Genomic DNA, 17,687 nt, shown 5'->3' on the forward strand with positions numbered 1-17,687 from the left:
TTTCGGAGACTGAAGATGGCTAAGACCAACATCCCGCAGAAGGTCCAGTCCGCGATCTGGGCGCGGTCCGCAGGGCGATGTGAATATCGTGGCTGCAACGAAGACCTCGTCGGCGACCTCATCGCGGGTAAGGAAGACGGGCTCTACGGGTTCATCGCTCACATCGTTGCCGACAGCCCGGCCGGTCCGCGTGGCGACGCGGTTCGGTCTCCGTTACTCGCCAAAAGCCTCGAGAACCTGATGATCCTGTGCGCACGTCACCACAAGCTCGTCGACACCGATGCTCCGGATGAACACCCTGAAGCGCTGTTGCTGGCTATGAAGGACGCCCATGAAGCGCGTGTCGAGACGAACGCGGGGATCGACGAGGAGCGCGCCTCATACGTCCTCCGGTTCGGTGCGACGATCGGCGCCAACGAAGCTCTCGTCTCGACCCAGGCCATCTTCTCGGCCATGCCTCCGGACCGCCACCCGGCGAGCAAGCAGACGATCGATCTCGAACTGATCAACCAGGCCTACCGCGACGACGAACCGGAATACTGGGCCTTGCAGATAAGGAACCTTCGCCGGCTCTTCGCCGAGCGAATCGGCGGCCGTATCGAACGCCAGGAAATCCGGCACCTCAGCGTCTTCGCCCTCGCGCCTCAGCCCCTGCTGATCGAGCTTGGCCGCCTGCTATATGACATTGTCCCCGTCACGGTTCACCAGCGCCATCGCGAACCGGCGACCTGGCGTTGGCAGTGCGACCGATCGGTGCTGGACTATCAGGTCGTCGCGCCGCCGCCGGACGTCAAGGGACCTATCGCTCTGAAACTGGCGGTGAGCGCCACCGTCAATGACGAGCGGATCTTGAAGGTGGTGGGCGATAACGCGGCCCTGTGGACCCTCACGATTCCTGAGCCGGGGAATGATGTCGTACGACGTCCAGAGGACGTGGCGGCCTTCCGGATAGCGATGCGCAAACTCTACGATGAGATCAAGGCGAGGCATGGCGAGGGGCAAGTGATCCACCTCTTCCCTGTCTTGCCGGTCTCGCTCGCTGTCGAAGTAGGTCGCGTGTGGATGCCCAAAGCTGATCTGGCCCTCGTGATCTACGATCAGAACCGCGAGAGGGGCTTCGTTCAGACGATCAGCATTGATGGCAAGGCTGAGTGATCATTAAGCCAATAATCCGCACGAGGGACACCGGGTAAGCGTCACCGCTCAACGCCAAGAGTGTGCTGAACTTCCTCATCGCAGGCCTGTACGAATTGCGATTTCGCTTCACATTGCAACGCTCTTCAGAGCGCGTAGACTGGAACCATTCGGGCTTAGCGCTCTGATGTTTGCGACGGAACTGCGGGGGCAGGTTGAGCAAGACGAAACGGACCAACCCGGTCATCTTGAAAGCGGGCATGTCGATCGGCACAGGCAATGCCGAGTCTGATGACGATCTCCTATTCGAGTGCTTCGTCACCTACCCTCCCGTCGATGAAGCCCTGAAGGTCGGCTCGGCGGGGATGATTCTCGCCGGCAGAACGGGTTCTGGCAAAACTGCCATCATCCGATACGTCCAGCAGCAGCGGACGCACACGTCCGAGATCGACCCCTCCGAGATGTCGATGAGCTATGTCGCGAACTCCGATGCGCTGAGATTTCTCCACGCCATCGGGGCCGATCTTGACCTGCTATTCCAAGTGCTTTGGAAGCATGTCCTCTGCTTGGAGTTTATCCGGCTCCGATGGGGCGTCGATAACGCCGCCAAGTCGATGACTATATTCGACAAGATTGTTTCCCGGTTTACCAAGGACGATCGGAAGAAGCGGGCGGTAGCTTATCTTCAGGAGTGGGGAAACAAGTTCTGGATCACAATGGACCAGAACATCAAGGAGATTACTGAGGCGTACGAAAATCGCCTCAACGCCGAGTTCGGCGCGGAGATTTCGAAGTTCAAGGCCGGCGGTCAGTACGAAAAGCGCCTGAGTACCGAAAAGAAGAGCGAACTGGTCGCTCGCGCTCGGGACATCGTCAGCGCCGATCAGCTTCGCGATCTTCATGGCGTCGTCGAGATGCTCGCGTCGACTTCCAACGAAGACATGCAACAGTGTTTCATTCTCATCGACAAGCTCGACGAGCGTTGGGTCGATGAGTCCATCCGCTTTCGGCTGATCCGAGCCCTCATCGCCTCGCTAAAATCCTTCAAAGCGGTACGCAATCTGAAGATTTTAGTCGCTCTGAGGACGGACATCCTCGAACGCGTGGTTCAAGAGACGAGTGATATCACCTTCCAGCGCGAAAAGTTCGAAGACCATTTCATCAATATCCGATGGTCAAGAAATGACCTCAGGCAGTTAGTGGACAAGCGCCTCTCAACAGTCCTTCGCCGTCAGTACACGGGCACCAACATTGCCTTCAAAGACGTGTTTAGCAAAAACATCAGGAACAAGGATCCGTTCGAATATCTGATCGAGCGCTCCCACATGCGACCGAGAGATCTGATCGCTTTCGTGAATGAATGTCTGACGGCATCAGACGGTCAGTACGAAGTAGCTCCGACGCATATTCAGAGGGCGGAAGGCGAGTATTCGCGAAAACGACGTGATGCGTTGGTACAGGAGTGGAGAAGCACTTTTCCGACCCTCTCAGAGATGTTGTCCTTTGTCGCTAGTGAGAAGTCAGTTTCAGTCAACTACGCGACCTTGATCGACAGCCCCAAGTTGGAGGAGTTGGCGCTCAATGTAGGCAGCGGGAAGAAAGTCTCCTACGATCCGATATATGACCTCTGCCAAGCGGTCTGCGACACTAAACAAAGTGCAAAGGAAGCGCTTCTAAAGAATGTGTTGTCCATCCTCTACCGGGTAGGTGCGGTATCGCTGAAGACCCGCGAGGAAGATCGCTTCATTGTCTCGCACCTCGACGAACCATTGGTCTCGCCGGACCTGATCGCCGCTTCGACCCACGTCCGGGTGCACCCAATGCTGCATGGCGCATATCGTCTCAACGAGTATGGACAGTGGAAGCGCTGACGGCGGCACCCGACTCCATCGAGCGCGGCAGCGACCTAATTTCTTAGCTTGGTGATCTCGTCATCGGACGTCGGATTCCTGGTCGTCATCGAACTTCTGCTCCTGGCGCATAGCCCTCCCACCGCGACCTTTCGCGCAGCAAGCGACGCCGGAACGAAGTGCGAACGGGATCGTTGATTGTCCTGGCCATGCTATGGAGGTGCAAGCCATGTCAGAGCGGGAACTGAACCAGCCTCATCAAGGCGACAAGCGCTATCAACGTCGGAATGAGGACGGGACCTGGAGCGACTCGGATGATCAGTCCAAATCGCTGAGCAAGGAAGTCAAACAACACGCTAAAACCAAAAAGCCGAAGAATGAGGGCGACAAAGGCGACTGATCGACCGCCAGCGTGCGCGCAAACGGCTCGGAAGCCTTCGGACCTAGGGAGCTAATGGCGCGTAAACTTTTCATCTCTTACACCCACCACGACGCCGACCTGATGGGCGAGTTGAGGGCCCACATTCGCCCACTCGAACGCGCTGGCGTCGTTACGCCTTGGTTTGACGGCTATCTGATCCCTGGCGATGAGTTTGACCGGAAGGTGCGCGAAGCGCTTGCTGAATCCGATTTCATTGCAGCGTTGGTAACCGCACGCTTCCTTGATTCCGATTACTGTATGGATGTCGAGATGGAAGAGGCCATCCGGCGCCACCAGCAAGGATTGGCGCGGGTCGTTCCGATCATCGCAAAGCCGTGCCGATGGAAGCTCACAAGCTTGTCGGACCTACTCGCGACGCCGACCGACGGCAAAGCGGTGACTACCTGGGCGAACCAGGATCAGGCTTGGGACATCGTCGCCCAAGCGATTGAGAGAGCTGCAGCAGCGACTGTCGAATCGCCAAGTGTCGTAGCAAATAGGCGGCCTGTCGAGCTTCGGAAACCTCAAACGCCAGAGGTCGCGCGGCGCAGCGCGCCCCGCACAACTTTCTCGATTCCCAAATCAACGCGACCTACGGACCAGCAGAAGGACGACTTCCGGCACGAGGCTTTCGAAATCGTGGCCGATGCATTTGAGGCTTCAATCGCCGCGCTTGAGGGCCCCGTCGCAGGACGCTTCCGTCGTCTCGACGCAAACCGCTTCACAGCGACCCTTTACCGCGAAGGCCAGAAGATCGCAGGCTGCACTGTCTTCACCGGAACGGGCCACTTCGGTGCCAACGGCATCGCCTACAGCGGCAATGACAATGGCGAGACCAACAGCATGAACGAGGATCTGTTCGTTGAGGCGGGCGAGGAAGGCCTCTCCCTTAGAGCGACGATGTCGGGCCATTTCGGCGGGGATCGGGACAGGCTTTTGACGCCCGAGGAAGGCGCGGCTCAACTGTGGAACCTGTTGACTGATCGCTTACGGTATTGAGGATCACAAGGCGATTGCCCCAAGGGCTAGTCGACCACGCACTCCGCCGCCAATGTCGCTAATCAGGAGCGACCCGAAAGACCACTTCTGCGCAGAACAGCCCTCCGCCTCTAAACCACTGGACTTCTTGGCCGACGAGAGCGGTAGTCGCAGTCATGTTTGACGATTACGACCCGCCCGCCCCCGTCCTTGACCCGGAAGATGCGTTAGAGGCCAAGCTGCGGCTGGGCGTGCTCGCATCGAACTTGATTGAGCGAGCAGATATTATGTGCACGGACGTCGGAATCCTTCGGACGTCGATCACCGGCCAGCTTTTGCAGACCGTAGCTTCCGACTTCTCCAAGCTCGTCGACGCTATCGAGGTCCTAGAGCGCCGCAGCGTGCCTGCTACCCGTCAAAGCTGACCAGATCAGGCATTGGGACACCCAGGCCGATAGCCAATTTCTCCAAGACCGTGACCGTTGGATTTCTGACACCGCGTTCTACGCCTGACACGTAAGTCCGGTGCAGGCCGGCCCGATCGGCAAACTCCTCCTGCGACCAGCCCTGATCCTGGCGGAGCCGCTGAACGCGGGCTCCTAGTTTCCGACGGATATCCATCCCGCCAAATGCTGCGCGTGACGCCTATCGAACGACAGCCGATGAGTCTCATTTCAGGTTGACTAGCGCACGCCGTTCGAGCGACCAGCGAACTGCGATGAAGACTCATAGGATGCAAGATGCTTAAAACTATTCTCGCCGCCACGGCTCTATTGGGGATCACCAGCCCCGCCCTAGGCCAGGAGGCTTCCGCTGGGGAGGAGACAGGCTCCAACGGACTATTCTCGGATGAGGCGATCACCCGCGAGCTCGTCGCCACTCGGGGATGGCTGGAAACGTCCCTGCTCGATTACGAGACCGCCCGCTTCCGCGACGTCAGAGTGGTTTTGTTGAGCCCCGATAGACGCGACCGCGGAAAAATTTATCTGGCTGTTTGCGGCATGGCCAACGCCCGCAACCGTATGGGTGGCTACATCGGCTTCAAGGATTTCTACTTCGGGTCTCACCTGCCCGGATACACTCCGAGCGCCTTCGGCGTGATGGCCACGGAAGTTTGCTCCCGAGCGAACCGTCTTAACGCCGTCGACTACACGGACCGCCTTGCACCCGGAGATGCGGCTAATGACTAACCGCGTTCTTGTAGCCGCCGCGCTCGCATTTTCCGTCGCCGCTTGCGCCTCGATCCCATCGACCGCCGTCGCGCCGTTTCAAACGACCGCTGGCGGACTTGGCTTCACCCTTCAGGGTCTTGCGCAGTTCACCCGGGACGAGGCGGCGATCGAGCAAAAAGTTCGGGCCGATCTGGCGGAAGCCTGCCGCGGCGAGATCGAGAAGTTCGAGATCACCTTCTTAGACGCCACGAGCCGCGGCGGGGTACCTCACACAGCCTACACCGGCCGAGCAGAGTGCAAACGCTAAACGAGGCCGAGTGAGGCCGCTCGCTAAGCGACTTCACTCGGCTTCGGCGCCCCGGGCGCCTGCAGCGAGGTTAGGTTCGGTTTTGGATGTCACGCCGCGCATGAGGATTGAGAGCGGTCCTCCCTCCCCGACCGACCGCCCAGTTCAGAAACTGGCTGATGCTGTCGGCTTGGTCGTCATGCCTGACGTCCGGAAAGGCCTGCAGCTCATGGCGCAGATCGTCCATCCAAGGGGCTGATCGAGGGAACTTCCCGAGCCCCGTGTAGAGGCGATCGACCGACGAAAAAAAGCGCTCTGTCTTAGGCACGCGGGTAGAGGCCGCGATAGGCTTAGACCGTGGCGCGTAGTGAGCTCGGTCCTGCCCGAGGCCTCGATGGTCTCGAATGAGGTCGGGAAGAAGCGCGTGACCCACCGACGATTTCTCGACCAAAATGTAGTCCGCGTTCCATCTCCGACGCTCCGCTCTTACGCGGGCGAGCAGGTCAGAGTAGGCCAGTTTGACACGGATGACATCCAGCAACAGCCATGCCTCCCCGTCATACCCCCACACGGTGCCTACAGAGTAGTCCGAGCCTGGGTCGCACGTAGCGGCAGGGTCCCAGCTGTGAACGACCATCTGGAGCCGATCCCGCTCTGGGGGGTCGTCGTAAAACTGCACTTTCTCCCAGCGCAGGAAGTCATTCGCCCCCGCACTAGGGTTCTGCTGCCATTGGGCTTCGAAGACCCGCTGACCGACGTCCAGTCGGAACTCTTGCAAAACGTCGTGCGGCTCGCGCAGCGGGTTGAGAATATCGCCTATGCGACGGTTATGGACTGCCCCGCGGGTCAGTCTGATGGTTTCATCTTGGACGGCAATCGCAGGCAAGTTCAGGTGCCTGTAAGATCCTTTCGCCGCCAGGTGCGCTGAGACGTCGTCCTCATGAAGCCGCTGCATGATCGCTACGACCGCGCCCGTCTTCTTGTCATCCAAGCGGGACATCAGTGTCTCATCGACGAACCTTTTGGCTTTCGCCCGCGCCTCGGGATAGGCGCTGTCACTCGCCTTCATCAGGTCGTCTACAATGATCAGGTGCGCACCGATGCCGGTGACGGTCCCGCCGACCGCTGTGGCATAACGGTAGCCGCCCGCAGACGTCGTGAACTCCGCCGTGGTGCTACGGACGATCGACGCAGCCATTTGCGGGAAGACATCAGCGTACCAGTTGGACTCCACAACCTTACGGAACTTGCGAGCCAGATTGTCAGCGAGGTCCTGGCTGTAGCTGGCGCAGATGATGCGGGTCTCGGGCCGTCGCCCCATCAACCAAGCGGGATAGGCGATCGACACCATCTCAGATTTCAGGTGCCGAGGCGGCACAGTAATCTGGAGACGGCGATCGTGGCCCGCTTCAACGTCCATGAGCGCCTGGACCATGGCCTGGATGTACCAGCCCGATGAAAGCCGCACGCCAGGATTCAAGTGGTGGAAGACGAGATACAGGAAGGCTTCGAAGTTCTCACGTGCGAAGGCGTGGAGAGCAGCCTGCTTGGCCAGAGCGCTACTCATGACCGGGACCTTCTTGCATCGAGCTACCCGCGTGCAAGCCCGCCAGGATATCGTCATAGACATCCAATGGGATCTCGCTCGATGCATGATGCTTCCCTGGCGTATCGACCTCGTCTCCACCGAAGCCTTGGCTCTCTAGCTTCATCAATGCCGCGAAGGCCTTCGGATCTCCCTTTACGGCGCGATCGACTTGCTGACGCACGGCGACCCGACGCTTTGACATGCGCTGGGTTCGTCCGTCGGACGTGACAGTCACCTTCTGATCAAGCTCTTCCATCAAAAGGTTCAGCATATTTTTTGAACCCTTCGGACGCCCCTTGGGGTTGCCCGACTGGCCCGGCTTGAACTGCGTAGCGACGGGGGGCCGGCCGTAGCCGACCCCTTTTGGCGATGATGAGTCTGACATAACTCACCCCCTACGCCGCGGCCGCGCGAACGCGCGTCCGGACCCGCACAGCAGGCACGACTGTAGGTATGATAGGCATGTCCGGGTTAGATACTGCGAGGGTCAGCGCCGTCTGCTGCCGTTCGGCGCGGACTTCTCGGAAGGTCTTTCCGCTTGCGGCTAATCGCGCTTCGAGGCCCGTGTAGTCCTGCCAGCGGATGACGCCGACATCGACATAGCCCGGATCAAGCTCGGTCGCCCTACCCTGCCGTCGGCTCTGTTCTGCAGCGATAATCGTAGTCCCGCTGCCGCTAAACAAGTCCAGCACGACATCCCCCCGGGCTGAGCTGTCCAATAGTGCGTCTCGCACCATCGCCATGGGCTTGACCGTCGGATGCATCTCTCGGGCCTTGGCCTTCTTGGCGCCGAACCCATTGACGCCTTCGTAAGCCCAGACGTTCGCACGGTTCCGGCCGTGCTTGCCAAGTTCAACCCGATTCAGATGCGAGCCACCCGCCTTGCGAAAAAGGAAGATGAGCTCGTGGCGCGAGCGGTAGAAGCTGCCCATGCCACCCGTTACCTTGTCCCAAACAATAAGGTTGAGCATCTCCATTTGGGTCGCGGAAGCTGCGGCAATTGTGTTCGTTATGTGGCGGTGATCCATACACCAGTAAAGCAATCCGCCAGGCATCAGATGGTCGCTCGCTCTGGCCATCGCCTTGACTGAAAAGTCAGTAAACTCGGCGTCGGTCATTTCGCCCGACGCCATCACGAACTCCCCGTGATGCCCCGATCCGGTAATGTGGCCATCCACAGCGACGTTGTATGGCGGGTCCGTGAAAACGGTCCGAACCTGTTCGCCTTGAAGCAGAACGTCGAAGCTCCCCGGATCTGTAGCATCCCCGCAATAAAGACGGTGATCACCCAGGAGCCAAAGGTCGCCCAGCCGGCTCACGGGTGACGTCGGACGATCCGGCGAGACATCAGCCTTCTCGCCCCCTCGGTCGCCTTCGAGGATGAGCGAGTCGATCTTAGCCGCTGAGAACCCAGTCACTTCCAGGCTGAAGTCCAGCTTGAGGTTGGACAGTTCCTTCAGCTCTAAGCCCAGCGCCTCGGTGTCCCACCCTGCCAGCTGACTGAGTTGGTTCTCGGCGATCCGAAACGCCTTCAGTTTGGCAGCGTCCAGATGAGAGGCTCGGATGCAGGGCACGTGCGTCATGCCCAGTTGGCGCGCCGCTTCGATGCGGCCATTGCCGGAGACGATCTTATTGTTCCGGTCGATGATCACCGGAGCAAGGAAGCCGAACGTACGAATGGCGTTGGCTAGGGCGGTGATGTCTTGCTTCTTGTGCAGACGCAGCTTGCGGCCGCCAGCAGCCAAATCTGCGATGGGCAGATGTTCAATGACAAGTTGGAGGTCGAATGGCAGTTCGGGTGCGCCGAGGCGCGCGGGTTTTGCAGAGACCATGACGGCTCTCCTTCCGTTAGGCAGCCGCAAGCGCGTGCAAAAGCACGTGCGGCGGACGCCGGGGGTTAGGGGAAAGTCGCTGAGTGCTCTGCGGGTCGAGACCCATGTGCTGCCAGCTCGTTACGAAAAGGTGGGTGTGAGGAATGAAGCCGACAAGGCCTCCTGCCGGAAGATTTTTCGACTTCAATCAACTGGACTAGCGCTACGACCAGAGCGCTACTGATCGTGTTCCGCCCGGCCAGCCGGGCTCGGCTCAGTAGGAGGCACCCGCCCCTGTTGAACCGAGGATACCATGACCAAAACCACTGCTCCTACCGACAAGCCCATGAACGCAACGCCGCGCGTCTCAAAGTTGGACCTGCTCTCCGGGCTGCTCAAAGCCTCCGACGGCGCGACCATGAAGCAGATGATGGACGCCACGGGCTGGCAGCCGCATTCGGTGCGCGGCGCCATGGCGGGCGCACTGCGCAAACGCGGACTCAAGATCGCCAGCAACCGCATCGACGGCGTTCGCCGCTGGAGTCTATCGCAGGAGGGCGCCGCCCGATGAGCGAGATCAAAGCGCTCATCGCCACTCTTGAAGGGCAAAGGATCGATGCTCTACGCAGCATCTGGTGCGAACAGTTTGAGGAGGGGCCGCCGCCCCTCCGATCCGCCAATGTCCTGCGCTACCTTCTCGCCGAGCGTCTTCAGTTGCGCGCGCATGGCTCGAACCACGACTTAGATCGTCGGCTTAGCAAAACTGCCAGTCGTCACCGACCGGGCTACAAGCCGACGGTTCGGACTGCCGCCTTCAAACCGGGCTCTCGGCTGGAGCGTGAATGGAAGGGGGAGCGCCATCAGGTCGATGTGGTCGATGGCGGCTACGTCTGGAACGGTCAGACTTTCGCCAGCCTCTCTCCGATCGCTCGTCAGATCACGGGCTCTCGGTGGAATGGGCCGCGCTTCTTTGGCCTGCGCGAGGAGGCCGCTTAATGCAGCCGAGCCGAACGATCCGCTGCGCCATCTACACGCGAAAGAGCACCGAGGAGGGGTTGGAGCAGGATTACAACTCCCTCCACGCCCAGCGCGACGCCTGCGCCGCCTATGTGATGTCACAGGCGGGCGAAGGCTGGACGCTGCTGCCTGAAATCTACGATGACGGCGGTTACTCCGGCGGCAACCTGGATCGTCCGGCGCTGCGCCGTCTGATGGACGACATCGAAGCCAAGAAGATCGACGTGGTCGTCGTCTACAAGGTCGACCGCCTCACTCGATCCCTCGCCGACTTCTCGAAGATCGTCGACGTGCTCGATCGGACCGGCTCAAGCTTCGTCAGCGTCACCCAAGCCTTCAACACCACCACCTCGATGGGCCGGCTGACACTCAATGTCCTGCTCTCCTTCGCCCAGTTCGAGCGTGAGGTCACCGGCGAGCGCATCCGCGACAAGATCGCCGCCTCCAAGAAGAAGGGCCTTTGGATGGGAGGTCGGCCGGTGTTCGGCTACGATCCCGACGGCCGCACGCTCACGATCAATCCTGCCGAGGCGGAAGAGGTGCGATGGATGTTTGCCCGCTACCTCGAGATCAGATCGGTCAACAAGCTCGTCGCCGAGCTTAAGACGCGCGGCGTGACCTCAAAACGGTGGATCAACAGAGCGGGTGAAGCCCAGGGCGGCGTGCCGCTCGTTCGCGGCGTGCTTTACCAGATGCTGCGTAACCCGATCTACGTGGGCGACATCCCCCACAAGGACGCCGTCTACCCCGGACAGCACCCTGGGATCATCGATCGGGAGACGTTCGAGGCCGCCCAGGCGCTCCTGGATCTGAGCGTGCGGCGTCGGCATCCTGGCAAGGCCCGACCACCGCATCGCGGCGCGCCCCTCACTAGCCTGGTCTACGACAGCGCCGGACATCTGATGTCACCGGTCAGCGCCTCACGGAAGGGCGGAGCCACCTATCGCTACTACGTCTCCTGCGTCGCCCAGCGCGGTCGGCCTGACGAAGCCGGCGTTCACAAGCGCGTCCCCGCTCCCGTCATCGAGACAATGGTCCGCGACGCGATCGCTCCGCTTCTGGCGAACGCCGCCGATAGCGAAGACTGGCTCAATGTGCGGGACATGATCGATCGTGTGGAGATTCACCGGCGTGAACTGGTCGTGCGGCTGGACCAGACACGTTGCGACGCGAACGTCGTCACCAGCCAGGCCAAGCTCAGGCTCGGGCAGCTGGAGCGCGACGGAAACGCTCCGCTCCTGCGCCTGGCGCTTTGTTTCAATCGCGGTGGCGGCATTGCCATGGTCGGTCCGGGCGGCGGTGCGGCCATCACCCGCCAGTCAATCGATCCAGCCTTAAGCTCGGCGCTTGTGCGAGCAGAGGCGTGGAAGCGGCGTTTGATTGACGGCGAAGGCGCGACGCTCGAAACGATCGCGGATGAGGAGAAGCTCAATCAATCCTATGCCTCGCGCATGCTTCGAGTGGCGTTCCTGGCGCCAGATCTGAAACAGGCGGTCCTCGATGGGACTGCGCCCGAGGCCCTCTCGCTCTACGCCATCATGCATCGCGGTCTGCCACTCGACTGGGATGAACAGCGAGCGATGTTCGCCGCCTGAGGCGCTTGGCGATCCCTGATCCGGTCGATTTAATTCCCTGATCCTGAAAAGACGCTCCCTGTTCGGGGCCATTATTTTCCCTGTTATCTGTTGCGGGAATTTGATTCTGCCGTACCCAATGGAGCCCGACATGCCGGGCTCCAAGGCCGTCGTGGGATCTGAGCCGAACAAGTGATTCTGGCCGGATTTCCCTGTATTTCCCTGTAAACAGGCATGGGCCGAAAACGGACTGGCCTCTCGAAACGGGAGACTGGCGTCACGTCGACGCGGTTTTGGGCATGGCAAAAGGCGCGCAGAGACGCGCTCTGGGCTGAGCCCAGGCGGTAACGCGCCGGAATGTCGGGCTTATTTCCCTGCTCTCGAAGACTTGTCGTTTAGCGGAGGACGGCGTGGCGGACAGAGAGGAAGTCGTTTCTTCTCGTGAATACAACGCCTTGCCTCGTCTAACGGGGTGTATGGCGCATATTGAAATCGCTAGGGATTTTTCCCGTTTGGCTAACCCCTCGGGACGCTTCTCGGACACAAAAAACCCCGCCAGCGTTGCAGCGCTCGGCGGGGTTCGAAAGGGCTTATCACAACACTCGACGCCACAGGGATTCTACCCCCTCCCCTGCCCGGCCGCAACGTCGGAGTCGCGCCGATGACCCGCCGCCTCGATCCCGAAAACTTCGTCGCCGAGAAGCTGGCCTGGCATCAGCGCATCGCCAGCGATCCGAAGATCAGCCTACAGGCCAAGGCCGTCGCGGGCTTCATCCTCCACGACCTGAACCCTTGCGAGGGCGGCGCCTGGCGCGGCCAAGAGAGCATGGCCGCCAGCCTGGGCGTCAGCCCCCGTCAACTGCGCCGGCTGCTCGAAGAGCTTCAGACCGCCGACTATTTGCAGGTCGAGGTCCGCCGGGGACGCGGCCGCACCAACATCTGCCGCGCGACCCTGCCCGACGATACGGCCGAGACGCCGCAAAGCCGGTCATCGGCGACCGATCAAACCCACGAAAAGCGGCCACAGGCGACCGCTCAAACGTCAGAAAAGCGGACATCAGCGACACGAAAACCGGTCACCGGTGACCCACAATACCTTTATGACCCCATTAAAAGATTTCGCGCCGCCGAAAGCCGACGACCAGATGGCGGCGCCGGGACGCCGGCGAGGCTCATCCCGTTCGCCCAGACCGACATCCGCCAGGCGGTCGTCAAAATCGCGGGGGAAGGGGCGGCGGTGAGTTACCTGGATCGCGCCAGATGGGAGCCCGAAGAACGACGCATCCTCTGCACTAGCCCCATTGCCTTCACCCGACTGACGGATCTCGTGGGGGAGCCGCTGGCGGCGAGAGGCGTATCCATCGCGCTGCAGCCCTGTGACGCCCGGCAACTCGCGGCCTGATTGAGAGGCATGCGGCGATACACCCGACAATCCCCGCATATCTTGCGTCGATTACGTCTTGCCCTTGCGGCGAATAGCCTACACATTCACCGCAGAAAGCGCGGCAAATATGACCTACATCCACGAACTGGCCGATTGGCCCAACCTGACCTGGGACGACAGCGCCCTCGCACAACCGCTCGCCGCCGTCCGCCATCGCCAAGGCCGGCTGATCGGACGGATGGAGACCTTGGGCTTTCCGCTACGCGAGGAAGCAGTGCTCCGCACCCTGACCGAGGACGTGCTGAAGTCCAGCGAGATCGAGGGCGAAGTCCTGGACCGAGACCAGGTCCGCTCCTCCATCGCCCGCCGCTTGGGCATGGACGTCGTCGGCCTCGTCCCAGCGGATCGCAACGTCGAAGGCGTCGTCGAGATGATGCTCGACGCCACCCAGAGCTATGCCCAGCCGCTCACCGCCGACCGCCTGTTCGGCTGGCACGCCGCCCTCTTCCCGACGGGCCGGAGCGGCATGAGCCGGATAACGGTGGGGGCTTGGCGCAAACCGGACGGCGACCCGATGCAGGTCGTCTCAGGCCCCGTCGGCCGCGAACGCGTCCACTACGAGGCCCCGACCGCCGACCGACTGGACACCGAAATGACGGCGTTCCTGCATTGGTTCAAAACCGCCGCGCCCGACCCGGTGCTGAAAGCCGGCGTCGCCCACCTTTGGTTCGTCACCAACCACCCCTTCGACGACGGCAACGGCCGCATCGCCCGCGCCATCGCCGACCTCGCCCTGGCCCGCGCCGAGGGCACGCCGCAGCGCTTCTACAGCATGTCCGCCCAGATCCGCGCCGAGCGGAAGGCCTACTACGAGACGCTGGAGGTTACGCAGAAGGGCGGCTTGAACATCACCGCCTGGCTGCTGTGGTTTATCGCCTGTCTCGACCGCGCCTTCGACGGCGCCGAGACCATCCTGGCCAGCGTCATACGTAAGGCGCGCTTCTGGGACGCCCTGGCCGACCAGCCGCTTAACGAACGCCAGAAAAAGGTGCTCAATCGCCTGCTCGACGGCTTCGAAGGCAAGCTGACCAACGCCAAATGGGCGGCACTGGCGAAGACGTCGCCGGACACAGCGCTGCGCGACATGAGCGATTTGGTGCAGCGGGGAGTGCTGATGAGAGATGGAGCCGGCGGGCGAAGCACGAGCTACTCGCTTGCTAGCGGGGAGAGAACGAACGTTGAGAAGACGACAGCTTCTAATGATTCAGCAGAGAAAGCACGAGGCGACGGCTAGACGCGTGGCCAGTTCAACGATGTCTCGGGTAGCCACGGTAGGACGCCTACCAAGGCGCCAACGGGGGACATCGGGATTGAGACGGACACCAGACGCCAAATTGCCATTGAAGGGAATGTCCGCGTTCGGCCGATCGCGGTGTCTCTTCGGAGCCCGCCGCTTCACCGGCACTTCCGGGACTTCGCAATGCTCAAGGCCTAGGGAAATAGCGGCGAGAAATGGTCTGGTTTCGCACTAGCGATCGCTCGATCTCCAGTCCCGAGTAATTGAGCTGCTCAACTCCACGGCGGCTGCACACGCCGTCGAGCTTGTCATACAGCGTGGCGTCAATCGGCGCAGACGTCATGACGCCAAACCCTCCGACTCCGTAGTGGTCGATCAGGTCGCCAATGTCCTGAAGCTTTGTCGCCGATAGAGAGGCGGACGAGGTGACCAGTTTGCACTGGAAAATCCATTTCCGCGGCGAAGCGCCGTAGCGGACGGTCTCGTACACCTCGATATCACGACCTCCATCGCGCGAGCGTGATTTTCCGTGCTTGCGTATGGTTTCCGAATTGAATCTAGGGTGAGCGAAGATCAGGTCGTAGCAAAGTTCTTCAAAACGCTCATCATCAAGCGCGGCCCAGTCGTATTTCGGATGGAAGGAAAGGCCGATGTTGCCGGCCAGCGCCTCACTGGTGAGGCCCAGCTGATGGTGGACATGCTTGATCCGGTCCATGGAAACCGGGCGCGTATCGTACATCAGGTACCTGAACTCCCCATCGCCAACAATGACGAGTGTACTGTCCGGATCGACAAGACACTCCATCCGGCCGGAGACGGGTTCGGCATCTGATCGTTCGGAGGTCGGGCCGAACGCATCGAGCCACGGGGAGTGGCTGAACGCCGCCTTCGACCAGTCAAACAGGACCGGGTATTCGTCTTCATCGAATTCCCGGGTCAGGCTCACGCAGGCGCGAGAGCGGAAGTATTGCGCCATCGGAAAGAAAGCGAACACACCCTCGCCGGTCACATAGGAGGCGTTGTCTATGGTCAGAACGCTGGCCCTGATGAAGTTTGACATCCGGTACTGCTGCCGGGTCGCCTGAAAAAATACGTCGGGTTCGATGTCACGGGGAAGAATCCAGCTGTCGGGCGAGGCGTAGCAGGTGGTCGCCAAGCGGCTGCTGAAAGCGCTCTTCCAGAAGCCGGTCCTTCGCTCCGGAAACTGGCTGACAAGCGTATCGTACAGGTCAGGCGCATCGGCGAGAATCTCCCACAACGCACCCCCGATCAGGTTTGCCATATACCAGTCGATAACCTCAGGAACCCGAGCGTGGTAGATGCCACTCTCAAGCTGTCCCCGGTAGGCCAGTACCGTTTCGTAGGCATCCTGAAACCGGCGCTGTCCCGCTTCATCGTCATCATCGACGGCAGTGTAGACAACAGAACAACGGCCTAAGGTCTCGGCGAGCTTTCCATTCGCGCCGGCAATCGTGAGTTTGATCCGGGTTTTGTGCGTGCCTACCGGATAGTCGTGTTCGGCAGCGACACTGTCGCCGCACGCCGCAAGCTGCTCACAGCACCATGAGGCCATGCCGAGATCATCGACGATATCCCGCGGCGAGTTAGTGACGCCAATACTGTCCAGAGGTATGAAGATGATTGTCTCATGTCTAGTCGGGATGCGTAAGACCGCAGCCTGCTCCGGGGATATATCAGAGAGATCGAATATCGCGTCCGTAGACGTCTGCCCTGCACCGCCGGAATCTTCTGGCATTGGATCTCCAAGCTTCATGCGCGGCGGCCGGCGGCCGGGCACTCAGCGACGCGGCTGAAAGCCCGACCGCAGAAGAGCGCCTGCATCAGTCCCGCCGCGGCCGGGCACCTGTTAGGGCCCTCAAGCAGAGAGAAGATCGGCTTTGGGTGATGGTTCAAATGACTACATCGAGCATTTGCTGGCGGCCCCGAACCAGCGTGAGGAAACCGGCAAGATCCATAAGTAACGGTTGCTGGGCGGGCCGATACGTTGTGTGGACGGCCCTTGGAACGACGAGTTGCAGACCCTTCGCCCCCATCTCCTCAGTCTGGTTGACCGAGATCCCTGGCTCCAAGGTCAAAAGATGTTTGTTCGGAAGCCGGACCGCCTCCGACAGAACCTGTCGCCAGCGGTCTTTCACGGTTGATTTCGCGCCAAGCATGGTCAGGGCCTCAACGGGGAAATTCGGGTCACGATAGGCGGCCTCGCCGGGAAATAGGAAGTCGGGCTTGTTTCGGTTTTCGGTCTCTGCCCCTTGCTGGAATCGCACCTCGTTGGCTGAAAAGATCGCCGACAAATGGTGCTCGAGGGCGTATCCAACTCGCGACTTGCGCCGGTTCTGGACGCTGAGCGAAAAGGCTAGGAAGCCGTCGACATCCTCGCCATCGGATGACCGGAACCCGTTCGCGATCCGGTCAGCCACGATGCGCCGTTCAAGGCGCCGGAACAGCAGTTCCTCACGTTCCATCCAGGCCATCAGAGTCCTGTCGGGTTCGTCCCGGGGCGACAGATCCGGAAGCGACTGACGCGCCAGGTCGGAAAAGACCGCCGTCTTAGGAAAGGCCATACCATATGGCTCGAGCAGTGCGTCGAGGCGATCGGACTCTGGTTCCTCGGCCTCGATTCCCAGTTCATCCAGAATAAAGCGGGCGGAAAAGTCGATTTCGCTATCGGTGTCCGGACCGAAATTGCGTGGCTCAAACTCAAGCTGAGGCTGCGGGTTAAGACCGAACAGCCAGAGCAACTGGCTTTCGCCGGTGCTGTTTTCCGGCGTGACGATGAACATCAGCTGGCCGTCAGGTCTGAGCGCGATGAACAGGGTGTCACCCGGGCGCATCAGCTCGGTAATGGGATTATCCTGATAGTAGAGGCGCCATTCCGCACGGCGGGTGGCCACGTTCCGGCGGGCGTCGTACCACGAAAGCTGGCCCTCCTCCGTCAGCGCCTCGCCCTCGCCGCCAAGCCAGATATAGGTGCTGGGAAAGCGGCAGTCGGAGCCGCCGCGTGGAAATTTGCGGTCCTGATCGCCAAGGATGCGCAGAAGCGGCTCCGAGCCCGTAACTTCGTGCTGGTTAGAGCTGGCGGAACTGGCGTCAACCGCCGCCAGCCTCTTAGCGGCGACCCCTTGGAAATAGGCGGACAGGCTTCCGTGCCTCACGC

At 60.8% G+C, this 17,687-nt stretch carries 18 protein-coding genes; 12 read left to right on the plus strand and 6 right to left on the minus strand.

All coding sequences use genetic code 11. The annotated features are described in order from the left end of the window. The first annotated feature begins 15 nt into the window (after positions 1-15). From ACQY72_RS05690 to ACQY72_RS05710, 5 genes are all read left to right on the plus strand, one after another. Positions 16-1,155 (plus strand): SAVED domain-containing protein, encoded by a 1,140-nt coding sequence (locus ACQY72_RS05690; protein WP_428156279.1) that lies wholly within the window; start codon positions 16-18, stop codon positions 1,153-1,155. Positions 1,156-1,349: 194 nt separating this feature from the next. Next, the gene (locus tag ACQY72_RS05695) at positions 1,350-3,005 is read left to right on the plus strand and encodes a P-loop ATPase, Sll1717 family (RefSeq protein ID WP_428156280.1); all 1,656 of its coding nucleotides are present in this window, start codon (positions 1,350-1,352) and stop codon (positions 3,003-3,005) included. Between the two features lie 208 nt (positions 3,006-3,213). Beyond that, the gene (locus ACQY72_RS05700) at positions 3,214-3,384 is read left to right on the plus strand and encodes a hypothetical protein (RefSeq protein ID WP_428156281.1); all 171 of its coding nucleotides are present in this window, start codon (positions 3,214-3,216) and stop codon (positions 3,382-3,384) included. 54 nt (positions 3,385-3,438) lie between these two features. Next, entirely contained in the window at positions 3,439-4,404 is a 966-nt protein-coding gene (locus ACQY72_RS05705; RefSeq protein ID WP_428156282.1) for a toll/interleukin-1 receptor domain-containing protein, read from the plus strand. Positions 4,405-4,559: 155 nt separating this feature from the next. After that, entirely contained in the window at positions 4,560-4,808 is a 249-nt protein-coding gene (locus ACQY72_RS05710; protein WP_428156283.1) for a hypothetical protein, read from the plus strand. Here ACQY72_RS05710 and ACQY72_RS05715 read toward each other — a convergent pair. Then, positions 4,792-5,004: a helix-turn-helix domain-containing protein gene (locus ACQY72_RS05715; RefSeq protein WP_409714231.1), complete on the minus strand. Its 213-nt coding sequence runs from the start codon at positions 5,002-5,004 to the stop codon at positions 4,792-4,794. The genes ACQY72_RS05710 and ACQY72_RS05715 overlap by 17 nt on opposite strands. Positions 5,005-5,123: 119 nt before the next feature. On the opposite strand from ACQY72_RS05715, the gene ACQY72_RS05720 reads away from it, so the two are divergent. Both ACQY72_RS05720 and ACQY72_RS05725 read left to right on the plus strand, forming a co-directional pair. After that, positions 5,124-5,573, plus strand: coding sequence for a hypothetical protein (locus tag ACQY72_RS05720; RefSeq protein ID WP_428156284.1), 450 nt, complete (start codon positions 5,124-5,126; stop codon positions 5,571-5,573). Continuing rightward, positions 5,566-5,862 carry a hypothetical protein gene (locus tag ACQY72_RS05725; protein ID WP_428156285.1) on the plus strand — a complete coding sequence of 99 codons (297 nt, stop codon included), beginning with the start codon at positions 5,566-5,568 and terminating at the stop codon, positions 5,860-5,862. The genes ACQY72_RS05720 and ACQY72_RS05725 overlap by 8 nt, the downstream gene beginning before the upstream one ends. 70 nt (positions 5,863-5,932) lie before the next feature. Here the strand turns inward: ACQY72_RS05725 and terL are convergent, their stop codons facing one another. From terL to ACQY72_RS05740, 3 genes are read right to left on the minus strand one after another with little or no spacing between them, the layout of a single operon-like run. Beyond that, positions 5,933-7,408 carry a phage terminase large subunit gene (gene terL / locus ACQY72_RS05730; protein ID WP_428156286.1) on the minus strand — a complete coding sequence of 492 codons (1,476 nt, stop codon included), beginning with the start codon at positions 7,406-7,408 and terminating at the stop codon, positions 5,933-5,935. Further along, entirely contained in the window at positions 7,401-7,814 is a 414-nt protein-coding gene (locus ACQY72_RS05735; protein ID WP_428156287.1) for a DUF5681 domain-containing protein, read from the minus strand. The genes terL and ACQY72_RS05735 overlap by 8 nt, the downstream gene beginning before the upstream one ends. A gap of 10 nt (positions 7,815-7,824) precedes the next feature. Further along, a complete protein-coding gene (locus ACQY72_RS05740) occupies positions 7,825-9,261 on the minus strand; it encodes a site-specific DNA-methyltransferase (protein ID WP_428156288.1) in 1,437 nt (478 codons plus the stop codon). A 292-nt stretch (positions 9,262-9,553) separates the two neighbouring features. On the opposite strand from ACQY72_RS05740, the gene ACQY72_RS05745 reads away from it, so the two are divergent. From ACQY72_RS05745 to ACQY72_RS05765, 5 genes are all read left to right on the plus strand, one after another. Continuing rightward, a complete protein-coding gene (locus ACQY72_RS05745; protein ID WP_428156289.1) occupies positions 9,554-9,811 on the plus strand; it encodes a DUF3489 domain-containing protein in 258 nt (85 codons plus the stop codon). Beyond that, complete coding sequence (locus ACQY72_RS05750; protein ID WP_428156290.1) at positions 9,808-10,236, plus strand: DUF2924 domain-containing protein; 429 nt, start codon at positions 9,808-9,810, stop codon at positions 10,234-10,236. Before ACQY72_RS05745 ends, ACQY72_RS05750 begins: the two co-directional genes overlap by 4 nt. After that, the gene (locus tag ACQY72_RS05755) at positions 10,236-11,852 is read left to right on the plus strand and encodes a recombinase family protein (protein WP_428156291.1); all 1,617 of its coding nucleotides are present in this window, start codon (positions 10,236-10,238) and stop codon (positions 11,850-11,852) included. The genes ACQY72_RS05750 and ACQY72_RS05755 overlap by 1 nt, the downstream gene beginning before the upstream one ends. A gap of 640 nt (positions 11,853-12,492) precedes the next feature. Next, positions 12,493-13,233, plus strand: coding sequence for a hypothetical protein (locus tag ACQY72_RS05760; RefSeq protein ID WP_428156292.1), 741 nt, complete (start codon positions 12,493-12,495; stop codon positions 13,231-13,233). Positions 13,234-13,342: 109 nt separating this feature from the next. Then, entirely contained in the window at positions 13,343-14,509 is a 1,167-nt protein-coding gene (locus tag ACQY72_RS05765) for a Fic family protein (protein ID WP_428156293.1), read from the plus strand. A 190-nt stretch (positions 14,510-14,699) separates the two neighbouring features. On the opposite strand, the gene ACQY72_RS05770 is transcribed toward ACQY72_RS05765, so the two are convergent. Beyond that, the gene (locus ACQY72_RS05770) at positions 14,700-16,268 is read right to left on the minus strand and encodes a hypothetical protein (protein WP_428156294.1); all 1,569 of its coding nucleotides are present in this window, start codon (positions 16,266-16,268) and stop codon (positions 14,700-14,702) included. Positions 16,269-16,422: 154 nt separating this feature from the next. Next, entirely contained in the window at positions 16,423-17,685 is a 1,263-nt protein-coding gene (locus ACQY72_RS05775) for a type II restriction endonuclease (protein WP_428156295.1), read from the minus strand. Positions 17,686-17,687 lie beyond the last annotated feature (2 nt).

It is taken from the genome of Brevundimonas sp., from assembly GCF_965279155.1.
Classification (GTDB): Bacteria; Pseudomonadota; Alphaproteobacteria; order Caulobacterales; family Caulobacteraceae; genus Brevundimonas.

What these genes read in the sequence shown, in the direction of transcription:
- ACQY72_RS05735 (WP_428156287.1), bottom strand. Translation starts at nt 7,814, where the DNA reads ATGTCAGACTCATCATCGCCAAAAGGGGTCGGCTACGGCCGGCCCCCC.
- ACQY72_RS05720 (WP_428156284.1), top strand. Translation starts at nt 5,124, where the DNA reads ATGCTTAAAACTATTCTCGCCGCCACGGCTCTATTGGGGATCACCAGC.
- ACQY72_RS05715 (WP_409714231.1), bottom strand. Translation starts at nt 5,004, where the DNA reads ATGGATATCCGTCGGAAACTAGGAGCCCGCGTTCAGCGGCTCCGCCAG.
- ACQY72_RS05755 (WP_428156291.1), top strand. Translation starts at nt 10,236, where the DNA reads ATGCAGCCGAGCCGAACGATCCGCTGCGCCATCTACACGCGAAAGAGC.
- ACQY72_RS05710 (WP_428156283.1), top strand. Translation starts at nt 4,560, where the DNA reads ATGTTTGACGATTACGACCCGCCCGCCCCCGTCCTTGACCCGGAAGAT.
- ACQY72_RS05765 (WP_428156293.1), top strand. Translation starts at nt 13,343, where the DNA reads ATGACCTACATCCACGAACTGGCCGATTGGCCCAACCTGACCTGGGAC.
- ACQY72_RS05750 (WP_428156290.1), top strand. Translation starts at nt 9,808, where the DNA reads ATGAGCGAGATCAAAGCGCTCATCGCCACTCTTGAAGGGCAAAGGATC.
- terL (WP_428156286.1), bottom strand. Translation starts at nt 7,408, where the DNA reads ATGAGTAGCGCTCTGGCCAAGCAGGCTGCTCTCCACGCCTTCGCACGT.
- ACQY72_RS05700 (WP_428156281.1), top strand. Translation starts at nt 3,214, where the DNA reads ATGTCAGAGCGGGAACTGAACCAGCCTCATCAAGGCGACAAGCGCTAT.
- ACQY72_RS05705 (WP_428156282.1), top strand. Translation starts at nt 3,439, where the DNA reads ATGGCGCGTAAACTTTTCATCTCTTACACCCACCACGACGCCGACCTG.
- ACQY72_RS05770 (WP_428156294.1), bottom strand. Translation starts at nt 16,268, where the DNA reads ATGCCAGAAGATTCCGGCGGTGCAGGGCAGACGTCTACGGACGCGATA.
- ACQY72_RS05690 (WP_428156279.1), top strand. Translation starts at nt 16, where the DNA reads ATGGCTAAGACCAACATCCCGCAGAAGGTCCAGTCCGCGATCTGGGCG.
- ACQY72_RS05740 (WP_428156288.1), bottom strand. Translation starts at nt 9,261, where the DNA reads ATGGTCTCTGCAAAACCCGCGCGCCTCGGCGCACCCGAACTGCCATTC.
- ACQY72_RS05760 (WP_428156292.1), top strand. Translation starts at nt 12,493, where the DNA reads ATGACCCGCCGCCTCGATCCCGAAAACTTCGTCGCCGAGAAGCTGGCC.
- ACQY72_RS05725 (WP_428156285.1), top strand. Translation starts at nt 5,566, where the DNA reads ATGACTAACCGCGTTCTTGTAGCCGCCGCGCTCGCATTTTCCGTCGCC.
- ACQY72_RS05745 (WP_428156289.1), top strand. Translation starts at nt 9,554, where the DNA reads ATGACCAAAACCACTGCTCCTACCGACAAGCCCATGAACGCAACGCCG.